Below are 18462 nucleotides of genomic sequence, written 5' to 3' on the forward strand. Positions count from 1 at the left end.
AAATTTTATCTAGGGTTTGGAGTTAAGCCACTATCTATTGCGAGAGGTGGAATTTGTAGTGTTTTTCTATAATCTTCTTTCTTTAAAATTCTATCTAATTTATACTCATCTCCAGGTTGATTTCTATTTACACTAAGATGATATCGGCGAATGTCGAACCAGCGCAAGCCCTCGTGCACAAATTCTCTGCGACGGAGCTCACACACAAAGGCTACTATCGATGCCTTGAAAAATGACATTGCATCAAAAGATGATGTGTATAAATCTTGAGCATTTTTAAATCCATACAAAATCTCTTCTTTGCTTAATCCTAAGGACATTTTTGCTTTTAGATAACTTCTTAGATTTAAAATGGCTTCATCGTTTTTTTCCAGCATAGCCAGCGCTTCTACTTTATTGAGCAAAACCTCATCTGCCGTAAAAAGCACATTGTCTGAGTAGATTCCTTTTGGGTTTAATCCTGTGCTTTCAAAAGTTGAGAAATCTCTGAATTTATTAATGTATTTTGCTGTGCTATTTTCTACACCATGCACTTTTTCTGCATAGTAGAAACTTAAATCTAGGCTTGGGGATAAATTGCTAAATAAATCTTTCACTTTATTATGGTCTAGACCATATTTCTCGACCTTAAAATTTCGATTCCAGCGAGTTTCTGTCGGGGTTAAAAGTAAATTCGTTTTCTCCTGGCTATTGGTGTACCAATCATTTACCGAAAAATTATAATCTCTGTATTCATTCCAGTTTCTAATGGCATTAAAAGCATCTATCCCCAGCACATAATCGCTGTAATCCACCACTTTTTGCCAATCGCCGTGATACAAATAAAATCTTGTAGCAAAGGCTGCCGCCGCTTTTACATTAAAATGGAATTTAGGCTGTTTGTAATTATTATCTTTAATTAAAGGCAAACCTAATTCTAAATCTTCTTGAATTTTGTTGTAAGTTTCCTCGAGCGTTCCACGAGAATAGGTAGGAAATGCGTTTTTCTCAGGCGTCGTTACATACGGAATCCCTGGCAAGCTCTGAGCCGTAGTAGGATTGTAAGTATCTGCCCAAATGTTTGCCAACATAAAATGCAAATAGGCACGAAGCACCAAGGCTTCGCCATACAAAGCCGTGATTTCTGGTGTTTTTTCTTTAAACTTTTTAAGGCTTTCAAGTGCTTGATTCACTTGTGCAATGCCACGGTAGCTATCGTTCCAGAAATTAAGTGGCGTGTCTAGATCCTCATTGTCATAGTCTTGCCAATAGAACATTGCCTCGTTCAAACGATTGTATTTGCCTCCTTCGCGAATATCCACATTGTCGGTGCGAGGTTCCAGAAACGGATAATAACTCGCGTGTGGATAAGCCGCCGTTAAAACTTCACGGATTTTCTGCACATCGTCGATTTCTATATCGTAATCTGATTTTGGCGACTCGTCCAAAAAATCATTACAGCTCAGCATTCCTAAACTAAAGAAAATACCGTATAAAATATATTGAATTTTTAATCTTCTCATCGATTTTTAAATTTTTTAAAACATAAGATTTATCCCCAAAGTGCATTGTCTCTGAATTGGCAACGCTACCCCTCCCGAACGGAAGAATTCAGGATCTTGTCCGTTGAGTTTTTTATCAGAATAAATCAAGAACGGATTGGTAATTTGCAAACGGATATTAGCTCCTTGCATTTTCCATTTTTGGATCAAATCTGGACTAAATGTATAGCCTAGCGAAATGTTTTTCATTCGCACAAAGCTTCCATCTGCCACACGCAATTGCGAGTAATTGTAGGTATTATATGCACGCTCAATATTTTCTTCGCCCACGAGTTTTATCAAATCTTTAGACGGAATCACTGGCACATTGGTTTTAAATTCATCGCCAGGGTTGAGCCATCTGTTTAAATAATAATTTGCAAAAACATTCAAATCGGCAAAACCTGGATCGTAGGTAGGTTGCAATCTGATTTTATTCCCCACTTGATAGGTGATGAAAAATGATAAATCGAAGTTTTTATATTTAAAGGTATTTGAAAAACCACCTGTGAGGTTTGGCTCAATGGCTCCTTCATATTTTAGATAAGATAAAGAATATTTTGTATCCAAGAAATCGGCACCTGCACTTTTGGCAAATTCAAAACCTTGAAACGGATAATCGCCAAAATAAAAACTCGGCAAGCCGTATTGGTCTAATCCTGTGAACTGGAAAGAGTACAACCCTCCTCGCGGACGCCCCACAACATTTCCTTTGCCCGTACCCGCTACTAGATCAAATGTATCTGGCGTGTTTCTAAGTCGAGTGATTTTCTGGTCGTAATACCCCATGGTGTACATTGCAGTCCAAGAAAAATCTTGGGTTTTAATCGGTGTAGCATTCAAAGTAAATTCTACCCCTTTAGTATCCATGTCGGCAAAATTTGCAAATTTATAATATTCCCCGCCGATGCCTGAGGTGCGTACCAAATCTATTAAATCAAATGATTTTCTCTGATACGCATCAATGGTGAAATTCCATCTATTTTTGAACAAGCCTACATCCAAGCCCACATTAAGCTCATACATTTTCTCCCAAGTTAAATCTCTGTTTTCTAGATTTAAAAGTGATAATTGATTTTCTCTTTCCTTGGTAAGATAACGATTAGTAACGCCTGAAGTAAACACAGCTAATGAATTTATCGCACTTTCGCTCATTTTAGCCGTGAAACCATAACTGGCTCTCAAGGCTAAAGTATTAAGGTTTGGCAATTTTTGAATAAATTCTTCTTTATCTAAATTCCATTTAGCTCCCACATTCCAAGTTGGCAACCAGCGAGATTGCGCTCCACGCCCAGAGATATTGGCTCCTTCGTAATTTACCACCGCATTGATGATATATTTGCCTGCATAGCCATAAGTTGCATTTCCTGAAAAAGTTACACCACGATCTTTGATTCGGCTTAATCCAAAATAAGCCTCGTTTTCGGTCTGTAATTTCTGGAACACCAATGGCGAAGTAATCACTTGATTGGCTCTATCGAAAAGCATTCCATAACCACTGAATGGGTTGATTTCTCGATCGGTAGAACGAATTTCATTGAATCCATATAGTTTTAAATCATTTTCGCCCCATTGTTTTTCGTAGTCGAGCGATAGACGCACCAAGTAATTTTTTAATTTATTTTCTGTTTTATTAAAAATTCCACCTTCGGGCAAAATCACTTTTGGAAAATTATAATTTCCGTCATTTTCTCTAAACAAATAAATGTTTTCGGCAAGCTCCACTGGATTATTGTCTGCTTGATATGCCAAAATCACATTAGAATTACTCTTTACCGTGTGCTCGCTAGAGGTACTTGCACGGCGTGCTACGGCAGTTAAATTCGCTACTAAATTAGGCTTAATTTTATATTCTAATTCGCCTTGAATTTTTAAATCAATGACATTAATATCTAAATAATTATTATCGTATTCATTAAAGATATTGAACGGTGCCCAGTTGTTTCTGTAATAAAGATTGGGCAACATTGCACGAGTGGTGTTCAAGGCATAAGAAAACGGGTTGATGTCGAAATCACGCTCAAAACTACCGATATTTGTATTTTTCTTTTGTCTAAAAGTTCCTGGTGCTTTTTGATTTCGGAAGTTTCCTTGAATATTAATATTTGTTTTGAATTTATCGCTGATGAAATAAGTGTTTTTCACATTAGCCGTAAGTCGCTTCGTTTTATCGATAATGCTCCAGCCACCATCTGTGTAGTAGCCCAAAGATGCGTAATTAGCACTATTTTCGCCACCACCGCTAAAGTTTAAAGCCAAGGTGTGCGTAGGGCGCATTCTGAAAAGCTCGTTGAACCAATCGGTATCGGCATATTCAAACTTTCTTAAATAATTAGCAATGCTTTCTGGCGTATTGTCTAGTGCATAGGATTGTGTAGCCTCGTTAAAAGTCGTGAGGCTTTTATACAAATTATAATAAGCTCCGCCTCGTCTGCCCATCAATGCCGAAGTCATATCAAAATAGCCTTTATTATGCATTTCGTTGTAAATCGACATGGTTTCTTGCGAGTTCAGCAAATCGTACTGATTATAGTTTGGACGAAGACGCACCGCCTGCTCATAAGAAAAATTGATGCGATTAGGCGTGTTTCTCCTCCCCGATTTTGTTGTAATAACGATCACTCCGTTCAGTGCACGCGCACCATACATAGAAGTTGCCGAGGCATCTTTCAAAACCTGAATATCCTCAATGTCCGACGGGTTGATGCCCGCAATGGCTGAACTGATAAGCGTAACAGCATCTCCCGAAACTAATTGATCAAAAGTCAAATTCACAATATCCTCATACACCGCGCCATCAATCACCCAAAGTGGTTGCACATTGCTATTGATGGACGCCCCACCACGAATGTTGATTCTAGGTGCGGCACCAAAAGTTCCCGTAACATTTTGGATATTTAATCCCGCTACTCTCCCCTCAAGCAGGCGAGACACATCGGGAACCGCATCGATTTTGATTTCGCTCATTTTTACTTGGCTTGCCGCCCCTGTAAAAACACGATTTTTGATTTTTTTGTATCCCGTAACCACAAATTCATTAAGTGCAAGGGAAGATTCATCTTTAAGAACAAAGTCCTTTCTGGTAAAATTTTTAACTTTAAAAGATAGCTCCTGAAAACCTAATTGGTAAAAAGTTAACACATCTCCCACATTTGCTTTAATACTGAAATCTCCTTTTTTATTGGTAAGTGTTGTTTCTTTAGAATTTAAATTACTTACCAAGACTTCCTCAATTGGTCGCTTATGAGAATCCAGCACCACGCCTGAATATATCTGCTGAGCACTTAAATACTGCCCTAAAAAGAATATAAATAGTAAAAAACAATTTTTTCTAACATTAGTAAATTGTCCTAATAGATTAATCTTTTTCTTTTCCATTCAATAAATTACTTATCACTAAACGCGACAAATTTAAAAATTTATTTTATTTAGAAAAAATAAAAATAAGGATTTTTATTAAGCTTTTATTTACAAAAAAATCCGCTTAAATATGATTTAAGCGGATTCACATTATTCAATAAAATAATTACTAATCAAAAAGATTCTTTACGCGATCAAAGAATGATTTAGATTTACATTCCTCGCTCGGAGCAAATCGCTCGTCTCCTCGCATTTTTTTGAAAAACTCTTCTTGTTCTCTGGTCAATTTCTCTGGAATATATGCGTTCACATGCACGAACAAGTCTCCCGTTCCGTAGCCTTCAAGACTTGGCAAGCCTTTACCTTTTAGTCTTAAAACTTTACCACTCTGGGTTCCTTTCTCAATTGCAATTTTCACCTTGCCTGTTGCAGTAGGCACCTCTGCCTCGGCTCCAAGCACTACATCTGGCAAACCTACATTTAGATCATAATGCAGATTATTCCCGTCACGATGTAGGGTATCGTGCGGTTCCTCTTCGATTACTACAAGTAAATCTCCAGGCACACCCCCCATTGGTGCATCATTACCTTTTCTTCGCACTTGCAATTGGATTCCTTCTCTTGCACCTGCAGGGATTTTGATTTCTACGGTTTCGTCACTTTTTACTAAACCTTGATTATTAGCACCTGGCGGAATATGATCTGGAATTTTCCCTGTTCCGCGACAAGTGCCGCAAGTTGTGGCTGTTTGCATTTGCCCTAACATGGTATTTACCACGCGCACCTGCTGACCTCGACCGTGGCAAGTAGGACAGGTTTTAAAGCTCACCCCTTCGGCTAATTTCAAACGCGTAACTTTCACTTTTTTAGTAACGCCTTCTACCATTTCACGGAGGTTGATTTTCACTCGGATTCTAAGATTGGAGCCACGCTGCTCTCTTGCACGGGCACCTCCGCCCCCGAAACCTCCTCCGAAGCCTCCGCCAAATCCAAAAATATCACCAAATTGGGCAAAAATATCTTCCATATTCATGCCTCCGCCAAATCCTCCGCCTGCGGCACCGCCCACGCCAGCATGACCAAACTGATCATAGCGAGCACGCTTATTATCGTCGCTTAGGACTTCGTAGGCTTCTGCAGCTTCTTTAAATTTCTCTTCGGCTTCTTTGTCGCCTGGATTTCTATCTGGGTGATATTTTAATGCTACTTTGCGGTATGCTTTTTTTATTTCAATAGTTGTTGATGTCCTAGTTACACCTAAGACATCGTAATAATCTCTTTTAGACATAATATCTTATTTCTCGCTTCTTATTTCCCTACCACTACTTTTGGATACCTAATCACTTTATCACCCAAGGTATAGCCCGTAGACACTACATCTACTAATTTGCCTTTTAGGCTATCGTCTGGTGCAGGAATCTGCGTAATGGCTTCATGCTTGTCGGCATCAAACTCATCGCCTGCCTTCACATCCATTGCCTTTAAGTGCTTTTTGCTTAAAACTTCTCTCAACTTATTTTGAATCAGTTGCACGCCTTCCACTAATTGTGTATCCTCCGATTTTTCAATCTCTTTCATAGCTCTTTCAAAATCATCTAACACAGGAAGAAGGTCTAAAAGCAATTTCTCATTAGCCAATAAGACAAAGTCTTCTTTCTCCTTGCGAGAGCGTTTTTTATAGTTTTCGAACTCGGCATACAAGCGCATAAATTTATCTTTCTCTTCTTGTAGCGTAGCTTTCAATTCTTCTTGCAAATCCTTTGCTGTAGTTTCTTGAGCATCTACAGATTCGTTATTCTCAGCGTTTTGTATATCTTCTGCGCCTTGTTCTGGCGTTAATTTTTCTTCTTCGTTCATAAACTTATGTTTGTTTAGCTTTTGACAAATTTTTTGCCAAGTCTTATTTAGTGACATTCTGGCAGATTTACATTTAATTTTCGGGTGCAAAAATAAGCCTAAAATCCTGAATCTTTCTATTTTTAAGCCATTAATCTTATTTGATTTAGCATTTAAGCTAATTTTTTTTGTGATATGCCTACATTTATTTAGTTTTGTTGACTTAAAACGATTTAATAATTTCAAAAAAATATGAAAAAATCTATTTTTAGTATCGCAATGCTCTTAATCGGGAGCCTTGCTTGGGCCGACGAAGGTATGTGGCTCATGACATTTATTGAAAGATTGAAGTACACCGATTGGCAAAAAGAGGGGTTGCACCTTACGCCAGAAGAAATCTACAGCGTGAACAATGCAAGTTTGAAGGATGCTGTGGTGAGCTTCAATGGCTACTGTACTGGTGAATTGGTTTCCGACAAAGGTTTGATTTTCACCAATCACCACTGCGGATACGAAACAATTGCAGAGCTTTCTACTCCAGAGAACGATTATTTAAACAATGGTTTCTGGGCAAAATCTCACGAAGAGGAATTGAAGCCTGAAAGTCTCTATGTTCGTTTTCTTGTACGCATGGGCGATGCTACCGATAGAATTTTGAAAAAATTAAATCCAAACATGTCTGAAGATGAGCGCCAAGCTGTGATTAAAGCAGAGTTTAAAGCCATCGATAATGAAAATAATGAAAACGGAAAATATATCGTAGAAACTAAATCTTTCTTCGGAGGAAATGAATTCTACTATTTCGTGTATCAAGACTATACCGATGTTCGTTTAGTGGGAACGCCGCCACAATCTATTGGTAAATTCGGAGGGACTACAGACAACTGGGAATGGCCTCGCCACACAGGGGACTTTTCTATCTTTAGAGTTTATGGAGACAAAGATGGCAATCCTGCCCCTTACTCAAAAGACAATGTGCCTTTAAAGCCAAAATATTCTTTACCGATTAAGCTTACTGGCGTTCAGCCAAATGATTTCGCAATGACTATCGGGTACCCTGGTAGCACTCAGCGTTATATGACTTCGTTTGGTATTGAGCAAGCTCTTGACATCGAATTCCCTGCTTGGATCGAAGCAGCTGGAGCAGCAAGAAGCGCGATAAAAGAAAACATGGATAGAGATAGAAAGATCGCGATTGATTACGCTTCTAAATACGCTAGCATCGACAACTACTGGAAAAACAGAATAGGCATGAGCGAGGCTTTGAAAAAATTAAATACCAAAGGTAAAAAAATTGAAATCGAAAAGAGATTTACTGATTGGGTAAACCAAACACCTGAGCGCAAAGCCAAATATGGTAAGGTTCTAGAAAGCATTAAATACACTTACGAAAACGGAAACGAATTTGTAAAAAACAGAACTTATCTAATTCGTGGAATTTTACAAGGCAGTGGGGCACTTAGAAAAGCTTATGAGTTTGGGCAATTATTCGATTTCTACAATCAACAATCACCTGAAAACAAAGAGCGTATTCTTGAAAAATTAGAACAAAATCTAAAAGAAGAGTTCTCTACTTATAACGAAAAAACGGAGGAAGACATTCTTGCTGCAACACTTAAAGTCTATGTAGACAATGTTTCTAGCAAATATGTTCCTGCTTTTCTAGTTGATATTAAGAAAGATTACAATAATGACTTTAAAGCTTATGTTGTAAACTTGTTTAATCAATCTGCATTCACCAGCCCATCTAATATCATTAGCTTCTTTAAAAATGCAAAACCTACAGATGTGGCAAACGACCCGCTTTATATGCTTGCAGAAGGCATATACAATGCTTACAGAAATGTCCCTGCAGAACAAAAAGAGCTTAAAGATATTTATGCTAAAAACTATCGCCTATTCCTAGAAGGTCTAATGGCATCTCAGCCAAACAAAGCCTTTTATCCAGATGCCAACTTCACCATGCGATTGAGCACAGGAAAAGTAATCGGATTGCCAGAAAACCCAAAACGCCCAAGCGATGTAAAAAGCAATTACTACACTACGCTAAAAGGCTTGATGCGCAAATATTTACCAAAAGACGAAGAGTGGGATATTCCTACACAACTCATCAAACTACACAACACAGATGACTTTGGAGAATATGCCAACCCAGACGGCTCTATGCCAGTTGCCTTCCTAACAGACAACGACATCACAGGAGGAAACTCTGGTTCGCCAGTAATCAGCGGAAATGGAGAGCTCATCGGTATCGCATTCGACGGGAACTGGGAAGCAATGAGTGGCGACATCGAATACGAAGAAAAATTACAAAGAACCATCGTGGTAGACATCCGCTATGTATTATTTGTGATTGACAAATTCGCAGGAGCTAAAAACCTCATCCAAGAAATGAAATTGGTGAGATAAATACATAAAAATCATATTTTTACAGAATAGACAATCTTAGCTTTAAGGTTGTCTATTTTTTTAACTAAAGAAATGCACTAAAAATATTTTGAAAAAATATTGCTGAATTAAAAATAAATAGTATATTTGCAATCCGTTTCAGCCCGAGTGGCGGAACTGGTAGACGCGCTGGATTCAAAATCCAGTGGTAGCAATACCGTGCCGGTTCGATTCCGGCCTCGGGTACAGAAAAGCCTCTTAATCTTTTGATTTTGAGGCTTTTTGTTTTTTTCACTTAAAATTCTATTTTTTCCATATTTTGTCGCTTAACAAAACTTGAAACAGTGAGACGATGAACACCCAAAATTCTACCAATTGCCGAATACGAAACTTTTTTTTCTAATAATTCTTGTATTTTTTTCTCTTGACCGGTAAGTTTGGTTTTGGACGATTTACTCCCCTTGGGTCTTCCGAGAACTACGCCCTCTGCTCTCTTACGCGCTAAAGCTTCCTTGGTACGCTGAGAAATTAGATTACGCTCTATCTCTGCCGATAACCCAAAAGCAAATGCCAATACTTTTGAATTAATATCGCTCCCTAATCGATAATTATCTTTTATCGTCCAGACTTGGATATCTCTGTTCATACACTCGTTTAGCACCCCCATGATCATTAATAAATTCCGTCCCAAACGTGAAAGCTCCGAGCAAATCAAAATATCTCCTGGCTTCATTTTCTTTAGCAGCTTTCCCAGCTTTCTCTCCTCTACTTTTTTGGAGCCAGAGATAGTTTCCTCTATCCATTTATTGATTAGGATTTCTTGTTTTTCGCAAAAATTGTTGATTTCATAGCGTTGATTTTCCACTGTTTGCTTGTCTGTGCTTACTCTGATGTAACCGTAAATCATAATTTAATTGTATTTGTTATTATATTTCTATTTTGGTTTAATTTATTCCAAAGTTGATGAATATAATACAGACTATTAAATTATAACTAAATTCAGCGATTATTTTAATCAAAAGGCTAGTATTTGTAATTTTTCGAGTGAAAGCTGGATTATCCTCAGCGAAATTGAAAAAAGCATAAAAGAGAAAATTGAAGCCATAGGTACTCCGCTCAAAGATTGGGATATTAATATCTATAGAGGAATTCTTACGGGATACAACGAAGCATTTATTATAAACGGAGAAAGAAAAGACGAGCTAATTGCGCAAGACCCAAAATCTGCCGAAATTATAAGACCCTTATTGCGTGGAAGAGATATAAAGCGATATTCTTATGAATTTGCGGATTTATATCTTCTTTTTATTCCTTGGCATTTCCCATTGCATGAAGATACGACCATAAAAGGAGCTTCTCTTAAAGCAGAAAAAGAATTTGAAAAACAATACCCAGCTGTTTATAATCACTTACTTAAATACAAAGATAGATTATGTAAAAGAAATAAGGCTGAAACAGGAATAAGATATGAATGGTATGCTCTTCAGCGTTGGGGAGCAAATTATTGGGAGGATTTTTATAAACAAAAAATTGTTTGGAAAAGAGTCGGCTCTAAAATTCGTTTTTCATTCGATGAAAATCATTTATTTGCATTAGATAGTACTTGTTTTGCTACTGGTAAATTTATGAAATTTTTAGTAGCATTTTTAAATTCATCAATAGGGAACTACATGTTAAAAGATTCTCCTAAAACAGGGACAGGAGATTTGCTTATTAGTGTGCAAGCTATATCCCCCCTTTTAATCCCTAAGCCTAAATCTGAAACTTTAAAGAAAATAGAAAAACTCATTGAAAATATTATATCATTGAATAAAAAAGATTTTTTCAAAGAAGAAGAAAAAATAGATAATATTTTAAATGAAATTTACAACTTCACAGAAGAAGAAATTAATTACATAAAAGATAAATTATGAACAACCTAAACAAACTTTACGAATCTATAGAAAACTTCAAAAGACTTGGAGTTGAAATAGATAAAAATACGATAGAATCTACTTTAAAAGTTGAAGAGAATATCATAAAAAAAGAAATGATTCCTGCTATGAGCGCAGCTATAATTCCTATTTTATCTCAGATACAAAGAGAACTTGTTTTAGTTATTGAATATTCCCCAGATAAATCTGTAGAATTGAAAATGACAAAGAAAAGAAGTCTAAAACTAACTGAAGAAGAGGAGGCTTTCGTTACTAGTAGAGAAGAATATAAGAAAGAGATCAGCTATACTATAGCACCTCATAAAAAATCTCCCAAAACGAATTTATGCATAACTCTACCTAATGGGAAAATTTTTAAAAATGAACTAGCAAAAGATACTTTATGTGAAATAATAAAATATGTAGGCATAGAGAAGGTAGAGAAATTAGGTATTCATCATTCTGGTTTTAATCTAGTTTCAAAAGTAAAAAGCAAAAAATATAGACAAGATAAAATAGGTAAATTCTATATATTCACCCAAACATCTACAAACCAAAAAGCTAAAGATTTAGAAATGATTTCTAAAAAATTAAATTTAAAATTAAAAATAGACATTATTTAAATTGTTCATTTAAAAATTTAATCTCCTCATCTGTAAATCCATATAAATTATAAAGATAATTGTCTATGTTGATTTCGGATACCTCGATATTTAAAGTGTTTTTGGGGATTGGCAACTTTTCTAAAAACACTTTTTTATATCGATACCCTTCATTTCCTAAACCTCCACCAGCATAAAATTCCTTAAAGAAATACGTAACAACATTCGAATTTAGTAAATGATATAGATATTCTATGTTACTTCCTGTCATTATAAATGTAGTTGCTTCAGGATAAAATTTCCCAGTTTCATCTAAATAAAACTGGGGCTCTCTTACTATTTCACTGTACATTATTTTTTGTTTATAAAAATCCTCCATATATGCACAATTTCTAAGATTGTAGGGAGTTACGCCTTGGTCGGCTCTCTTTTCTAAGCGACTCCAATACTGGTCTAAATGCTTTTTAATAGCGGGGTAATCGTCTATATTTATAGGCTTTATGCCTTTTTCCTTAATTCCGTTATGCGTGTTAATTAGCCATAAATCGGCAAAATCGTAGCCGTATCTTTTGATGTCTCTGCCCCTTAAAATAGGTCTTATAATTTCGGCAGTTTTTTTTCGTTCTTCTTCGGTTTTGCAATTTGCAAGAATTTCATCTTTTTTGCTACCAGATATTATAAAGGCGTCGTTATAGCCTGTTTTGATACCATAATTTATTTGTACATCCCAATCTTTTAATGGAATACCAATTTTCTCAATTTTAGATTTAATTTGCTGTTCAATTGGAGATAAAATCACCCAGCTATCTTTGGATGAAAATGATATAAAATTGGCATTTTGATTAAAATAATCGCTCAATTTATTTAACACGCTTTCTTTGATGACACAGGCTTTTGTTTTAAAGGTATTTTTTTCTTTGGCAAATAGCAAAATATTGGTATCTACTGTTGCAGATTCAAATATTTTTTGCCCTGCAAAATCAATTAGTATTTTTGGGTTGGTTTTTTCTGCAAAAAATTTACGCGTTTTTTCTCCGTAGCCCGCTCGCATCCACTTATTTGATGTAATGTAGCAAAGTGTGCCCTTCTCTTTTAATAGTTGCCAACCACGCTCATAAAATAGCTGATAGATGTCCCCTGTCCTTACAAAGGTTTGAAAATTACATTTTTCATATATTTTAGAAAGCGCTCCTCCATCTTTCATCAGTTGTATATAAGGCGGGTTTCCGATGACGATGTCAAAACCTTGCTCTATACCAAACATCCAATCTGGATCAAAAAAAGGAGAACTGGCATTTTGGTCATATGGATTCCAATGCGAAAATTGTATTGCATCTTCTGGTGCAAATTCATGATTTTCTTTCAGTAGCTTTATCAACTTTTCTCTCAGTTTAGCGTCTTGCTCTCTAAGTTGCTTTTTCGAATGAGCCGTCTGGGCATAGAAGTGATTTTTGCGAATTGTGAGCAATTCTTGCTTCGTATCTTCTATTTCTGTATTTTCAAAAAGATTTAATTGTATATTTTTCTTTTTTACGCCTAGCAAAGTGTTTGCAGTTACAAACTTGGTTTCTAGGTTTGGTAATGTTTTTATATTATAATTTTGGGCAGCATTATCTATGTCTAATTTGCTTTCTTGCTCTACAATCAACGAAATGAAGAAACGAAGTTTACTTATTTGAGAGGCTATCGTCTGGATATCTACTCCATAGATACATTTCTCGATTAAATGCAATTTTTGCTCATAAATCGTTTTTTCGTTTCTAGCGTCTAATTTTTCTAAAATTTCTACCATACGATTGAGAATTCCCATAGGAAATGCTCCCGAACCACAGGCTGGATCTAAAATTTTAACGGCTCTGAGCTTCTCTGCGACTTCTTCGCACAAATCATGATTTTGCTCTAATACTTCTGGCAAACTATCGGATTCAAACAACTGCTCTACAACTTCTTGGCTAATTGTAGGGTATCCTTCCAGGGCTTGTTCTAGATATACTTTAAGACTCTCATCTACCATATAAGCTACAACATCCTTAGGCGTATAGAATGAGCCTGACTGCTTGCGGGCAGATTCTTTGGTTTCTGGATTGTAGGCGCCTAGCAAGTTTTCAAATACATTCCCCAATAGCTCTGGGTCTAGTGCCACTTGCACCTCGCTTGGGGAATTTTCTTCTACGGTAAAGTTATATTTCTTCAATAATGGGATTATCCCTTTTTGTTTATCGAAAAATACGATATTTGGAATAAACGCTCTGTATTTAAAATGTCCATTGGCTGATTTTTTATCGTTTCGGCTAAATCCGTCTAAATGATAACGAACGCCATCGGTAGAAATTTCTTTATCAAGACACTCAAATAGCCCTCCATTCAAAAAAGGAACTGGAGTAAAGAGCGATAGAATCTTGTCCTCCGATTCTTCCTGAAACATTTCTGCATAGCGATAAAGCGTCTTAATATCTCTCTTATTCTTTAACTTAGCAAAACCTCTCTCACTTATTGCTTTATTAAGCGTTGCAAAGAATAAATTTTGCAAAATAGCATTATAATAATTACCCTGCTCTGCGCTTTCTGGCTGAAATTCTTTTAAAATTTCTGAAAGATTTTTCTCTTTAAAAAGAATGTCTGGCACAAGTCCCTTTTGTTTAATGAACCACACAAACAGTAATCTAGTAATAAGTCGTATAACTTGCTCCTCAAGCTTCCATCGATCATCATCTGGATTGTCTATATTATTGGGGAAAGTAATTCCCACCTGCTCCGATAACACCCACTGATACCAAGCAAATAACTCATTATAAAACTCTTTGCTAAGCGATTCCACAGAAAACGCCTCTATGATATCTGTTCTTTTGATTTTATTGATTTGGGCTAATTTCTCGAAACGCTCGGCTACCGTTCTACACTGTTGCCCTTCCCCTACAAGATAGGTATATCGCTTGGCTGAGGTTACTTCTTTATTATCTGCACCACGATCAAAGAAGCTAAATCGCCATTCGCTGGCGTTGTCTAGATGGTGAAAAATCATAAAGGCACCTTGGTAAGTTTCAGTAATTCTACGCACTACAGCCTGTATATTCACCTTAGAACGCCCAAGTTGCATATTTTCTCTAACTTGTATATCAAAAACTTGAATACTATAAGCTGTAAGCTCGATACTCCCAATGGCTTTTACGCTTACTATTCCAGAACGATCTGCTAATTTTTTTAAATCTTTATTTTCTGTAAGCACATCGTATTCATAAGATTCTTTGTAATTATCTTCCCCAAAAATGGGAAAGATTACATTTTGTACAAAATCTTTAGATCCTTGATAAGCTGTACTAAAATATTTTTTAAATGCTTCTTGAGTTTTCATTATTTTTCAGGCTTTGTAATTAAACCAATTAATATTTCTGCTTTTCCGTCTTTGTCTTCGACTCCTTGTAATATGTGATTCAATCTTGTTGAAATAATTTTTGCCGCTTCTTCTTGCGTAAATTTAATTAACGCATTTTCTTTAAAATATCCGTCTATGGCTAAAATGATTTTCGCCACACTTCTATCGCCCTTTTTAAGTAAATAGAATGCTTGATTCAATAAATCTTCTTCTTTTTCGTTAAAATCATAGTTTGCAAGCAATTCGTGTATCACTTTTTTAGCCTCTTTTACTGGGCGACTTTCCTTCACTTTTGCAATTTTCACAAAATGGCGATTAAAGCATAATAAGACTTTTTCTTCTATTTCTGCTGTATTTTCTGGGAAAGGCAATTCATTTTTATCGATAACATTTGCTCTAAATTGCTCTAGAAAATCCAATGTGGGAATAGGGCTAGCATCTCCATTTTTGTGCTTAATGTACAACCCTCTTGTCTTTCTATTTTTCACAAGAAAATAAGCTTCGTTATCTCCTTGAACAATAACCCTTAATGCCTTTGAATGTTCTGCTATTTGTTGATAACGATCTGGATTCTCGTCTCTATAATCTTTCAATTCACCTATGTATTTTTGCATAGGAGATTCCTCTCCTTCTACAAATTGTTTTAAATCATCGTATGAACTTAATTTTTCTGCATCACTAAATATCTTGCTATCTTCGCCAAATAATGTATGGAAACTTTGTAGCTTGGTATGAGCTTTCTGCACTAGATTAATCAAATGATCGCCTTTGGCTGATGGCATAAAATTAAAGATGTGCACTTTTTCATTTGTAGATCCTATTCGATTTACTCGACCAATACGCTGCATTAGTTTAGTGGAGTTCCATGGAGTATCATAATTTAAAATCACATTTGCTCTGTGCAAATTTATCCCTTCAGCTAACACCTCTGTCGTAATGATTACATCATAATCATCTTTTTGCTCCCCTTCGTAGTTTGCATCAAAATTTTCTCGAATTATAGTTTCTTTTTCTTTTCTATTTTTAGCACTAATCACAAGCGGACGATGATTTTTATTTTTGATTGCTCTTTCAAGAGATTTCAAGGTATCTAACGCCTCTGTAAAAATCACCAATTTACCAGAAGTGTTCATTTCTTTCTTAAACAATACGGTATTGATGGACTCTTTAAAGTTATCTAATTTTGGGTCATAATCATTATTTTGCCATTTTTCACAAAGCATTTTGATCAACTGATAATCTTTTTCTAGAAGTTTTTTATACTCATCTTTGAAATCACTGGCTTTGTACTCTGCATTTTGATTCTTTTCATTACGCCCTTCTTTGTTTAGCTTTTCAATTTTCTTTCTAATATTATCAAAACACTGTTCAATACTGAGTCCGTTTTTTTGTGTATTCAATTCCTCATTGATATTTAATGAAGGGCAAATGAAAACACAATCCTCCTTAAGCATAATAAGCATGTTTTCTGTATAACGGCGCAGATTATATAGAGAAGTTTTAAATGCATTAAAACTACTCTCAAGACGCTTCACGAGTGAGATTTGCATTATTTTAGCCAACTGTTTTCCCACTCTTCCCACATCATGATTACTTGTGCTATATTTTTTTCTATTTTCTGGAGAGACTAGATGTTCTGTTGCACGGTAGCGGTAGTAACATAAATACTCTGAATCATCAAAAGTAAAATTAGGTTTAGGAGCAATTAAATTCATTGTTTCATCAAACAGATGGCAAAGCTGCTCATCCATCTCATACCTTAGACTATGAGGTCCACAAATTTCTGGAAATTTTATTCCCTGCTTTGTTAAATCTTCTGCATAATATTTTTTCACATCTGTTCTGGTGCGTCGAACAAGTACATCTGCCAAAACTTTCTCTCTTAGCTCCATAGAAATCTCATGCAAATCATGATCTCTTTTTCGTTTCCATTTCTGAAAATCTTCTATAGAATCCCCCACCCAATTTTCTGCGTAAGGAGATTTTATAATTTCATCGTATTTCTTATTGATTTCTGTAAAAAAAGATTCCAAGTTCCTTCCTTCAACTTTGTCTAAAGTAGATTCCTTAGGAGTTCTTTGAAACAAATAAATTTGATTCTTTAAGTCATCTGGCTTATTGTTCTGAGGAGTTGCAGAGAGCAATCCAACATAAGGATACACACCCGTATTAGAGTAAATATCATCTATCAACTGATTCAACATTTGATACATATTTGTCCCGCTATTTCGAAATTTATGACTCTCATCTATTAAGATAAGACCATAGTTATTACTGGCATCTAACGGTGTTTCAAATTCTTCAATACCTACAATTTCTTCTTGTAGGGCTTCTTCAAATTCCTCATCATCTATCAATTTCCCAATACTCCCTGTAGTAATCATAGTTACATGAGGTGCCATAGGATCTGTGTTGTCTTTATCAAACCGTTCAATTATATTCTCCCAACTTGATTTTATAGCAGGCGGGGTAATAATCAAAACTTTTCTTTCTCTATTTTGCACATCAACAGCATTTAAAAATTGCCTGATCAGTAGTGTTCCCACTACTGTTTTACCTAAACCTACTACATCTGAAAGAAAAAAACCTCCATGCTTTTTCATTGTAAAAAAACATTGATTTACAGCAGAAAATTGATATTCTAATGGTATCATTTCCTTAGGCAAATATGTTTCTAGCTCTGTTATATTTTCCCTATTTATCACTTCCCCAAATTCATGCTGCAAAAGCTTGATATAAACCTCATAAGGCGTAAGTTTATTCTTTCTTTTTTCTAGTGACTTCTGAGCCTTTTCTCCTATTGATGTTTTTATCAAAACTTCCTTAATAAACCTTCCATTCCATCGCTCACTTTCATTCCATTTTTCATAAAACCACTTTTTATGTCCTTTTAGTGGAGAGTTTTCATTATCAAATTCTACAATATGTGCCGTTGTTTCTAAATAATTAAGCTCTGAATTATCTAACAGTCCTTTCTTAGTAAAGTTAGAACTACCTATTAACCCAACAGATTTAGTACCTAATAAATTTCTAAAAATATAGGCTTTTGAATGCAAAAATGCCTGTTTTTCATTCTGCCCATAAATTCTAATCTCAACTGGAGAGTTTTCATCTTCCGTGCAGTTTTCTAATAAAAATTCCGCACATTCCCTATAGGTATCATTTAATTGTTCAATGTCTCTTTTTATATAAAAATCTGGAAATACTTTATCGTCTTCCTCTAAGTCCTTCAACTGATAGGGACGTACTATAGGTTCTTTACCTATAAGTATTTTCAACTTCCCTCCATTTTTAATAAAATCAATGAGATTAGGCAATAGGAGTAAAAGACCTGGCAAATCCCAATATCCCGTAGCTATACAAAACTCCTTGTAATCTGAACTTTGCTGGAGATAATCATTAAGAACATCACACATCTTTAATCCTGAAGAATTATCTACCAAAGTATTACAATAAGATTTATTTATCAT

General features: G+C 35.6%; 10 protein-coding genes and 1 tRNA gene. 4 read left to right on the plus strand and 7 right to left on the minus strand.

Annotated features, from left to right (window positions below; all coding sequences use genetic code 11):
* Nucleotides 1–5: 5 nt before the first annotated feature.
* The 4 genes from ORNRH_RS02400 to ORNRH_RS02415 form a co-directional block, all read right to left on the minus strand.
* Nucleotides 6–1502, minus strand: a complete 1497-nt coding sequence (locus ORNRH_RS02400; RefSeq protein WP_014790322.1) for a RagB/SusD family nutrient uptake outer membrane protein — start codon at nucleotides 1500–1502, stop codon at nucleotides 6–8.
* 15 nt (nucleotides 1503–1517) lie between these two features.
* A complete protein-coding gene (locus tag ORNRH_RS02405; RefSeq protein WP_014790323.1) occupies nucleotides 1518–4898 on the minus strand; it encodes a SusC/RagA family TonB-linked outer membrane protein in 3381 nt (1126 codons plus the stop codon).
* 151 nt (nucleotides 4899–5049) lie between these two features.
* Nucleotides 5050–6168 carry a molecular chaperone DnaJ gene (dnaJ, locus tag ORNRH_RS02410; protein WP_014790324.1) on the minus strand — a complete coding sequence of 373 codons (1119 nt, stop codon included), beginning with the start codon at nucleotides 6166–6168 and terminating at the stop codon, nucleotides 5050–5052.
* Nucleotides 6169–6188: 20 nt separating this feature from the next.
* The gene (locus tag ORNRH_RS02415) at nucleotides 6189–6794 is read right to left on the minus strand and encodes a nucleotide exchange factor GrpE (RefSeq protein WP_243925450.1); all 606 of its coding nucleotides are present in this window, start codon (nucleotides 6792–6794) and stop codon (nucleotides 6189–6191) included.
* Between the two features lie 174 nt (nucleotides 6795–6968).
* Between ORNRH_RS02415 and ORNRH_RS02420 the strand changes: the two genes are divergently transcribed.
* The gene (locus tag ORNRH_RS02420) at nucleotides 6969–9125 is read left to right on the plus strand and encodes a S46 family peptidase (RefSeq protein ID WP_014790326.1); all 2157 of its coding nucleotides are present in this window, start codon (nucleotides 6969–6971) and stop codon (nucleotides 9123–9125) included.
* A 141-nt stretch (nucleotides 9126–9266) separates the two neighbouring features.
* Nucleotides 9267–9350, plus strand: a tRNA-Leu gene (locus ORNRH_RS02425).
* Between the two features lie 49 nt (nucleotides 9351–9399).
* Here ORNRH_RS02425 and ORNRH_RS02430 read toward each other — a convergent pair.
* Complete coding sequence (locus ORNRH_RS02430) at nucleotides 9400–10011, minus strand: master DNA invertase Mpi family serine-type recombinase (protein ID WP_014790327.1); 612 nt, start codon at nucleotides 10009–10011, stop codon at nucleotides 9400–9402.
* A 340-nt stretch (nucleotides 10012–10351) separates the two neighbouring features.
* Here ORNRH_RS02430 and ORNRH_RS02435 point away from each other — a divergent pair, with 340 nt between their 5' ends.
* Nucleotides 10352–11017, plus strand: coding sequence for a BREX-1 system adenine-specific DNA-methyltransferase PglX (locus ORNRH_RS02435; protein ID WP_260182323.1), 666 nt, complete (start codon nucleotides 10352–10354; stop codon nucleotides 11015–11017).
* Nucleotides 11014–11640, plus strand: coding sequence for a hypothetical protein (locus tag ORNRH_RS02440; protein WP_014790328.1), 627 nt, complete (start codon nucleotides 11014–11016; stop codon nucleotides 11638–11640). The genes ORNRH_RS02435 and ORNRH_RS02440 overlap by 4 nt, the downstream gene beginning before the upstream one ends.
* Here ORNRH_RS02440 and ORNRH_RS02445 read toward each other — a convergent pair.
* Together ORNRH_RS02445 and ORNRH_RS02450 are read right to left on the minus strand one after the other, a co-directional pair.
* Nucleotides 11633–14971, minus strand: a complete 3339-nt coding sequence (locus ORNRH_RS02445; RefSeq protein ID WP_014790329.1) for an Eco57I restriction-modification methylase domain-containing protein — start codon at nucleotides 14969–14971, stop codon at nucleotides 11633–11635. The genes ORNRH_RS02440 and ORNRH_RS02445 overlap by 8 nt on opposite strands.
* Entirely contained in the window at nucleotides 14971–18462 is a 3492-nt protein-coding gene (locus ORNRH_RS02450; RefSeq protein ID WP_014790330.1) for a helicase-related protein, read from the minus strand. The genes ORNRH_RS02445 and ORNRH_RS02450 overlap by 1 nt, the downstream gene beginning before the upstream one ends.

This window comes from Ornithobacterium rhinotracheale DSM 15997, from assembly GCF_000265465.1.
Lineage (GTDB): Bacteria > Bacteroidota > Bacteroidia > Flavobacteriales > Weeksellaceae > Ornithobacterium > Ornithobacterium rhinotracheale.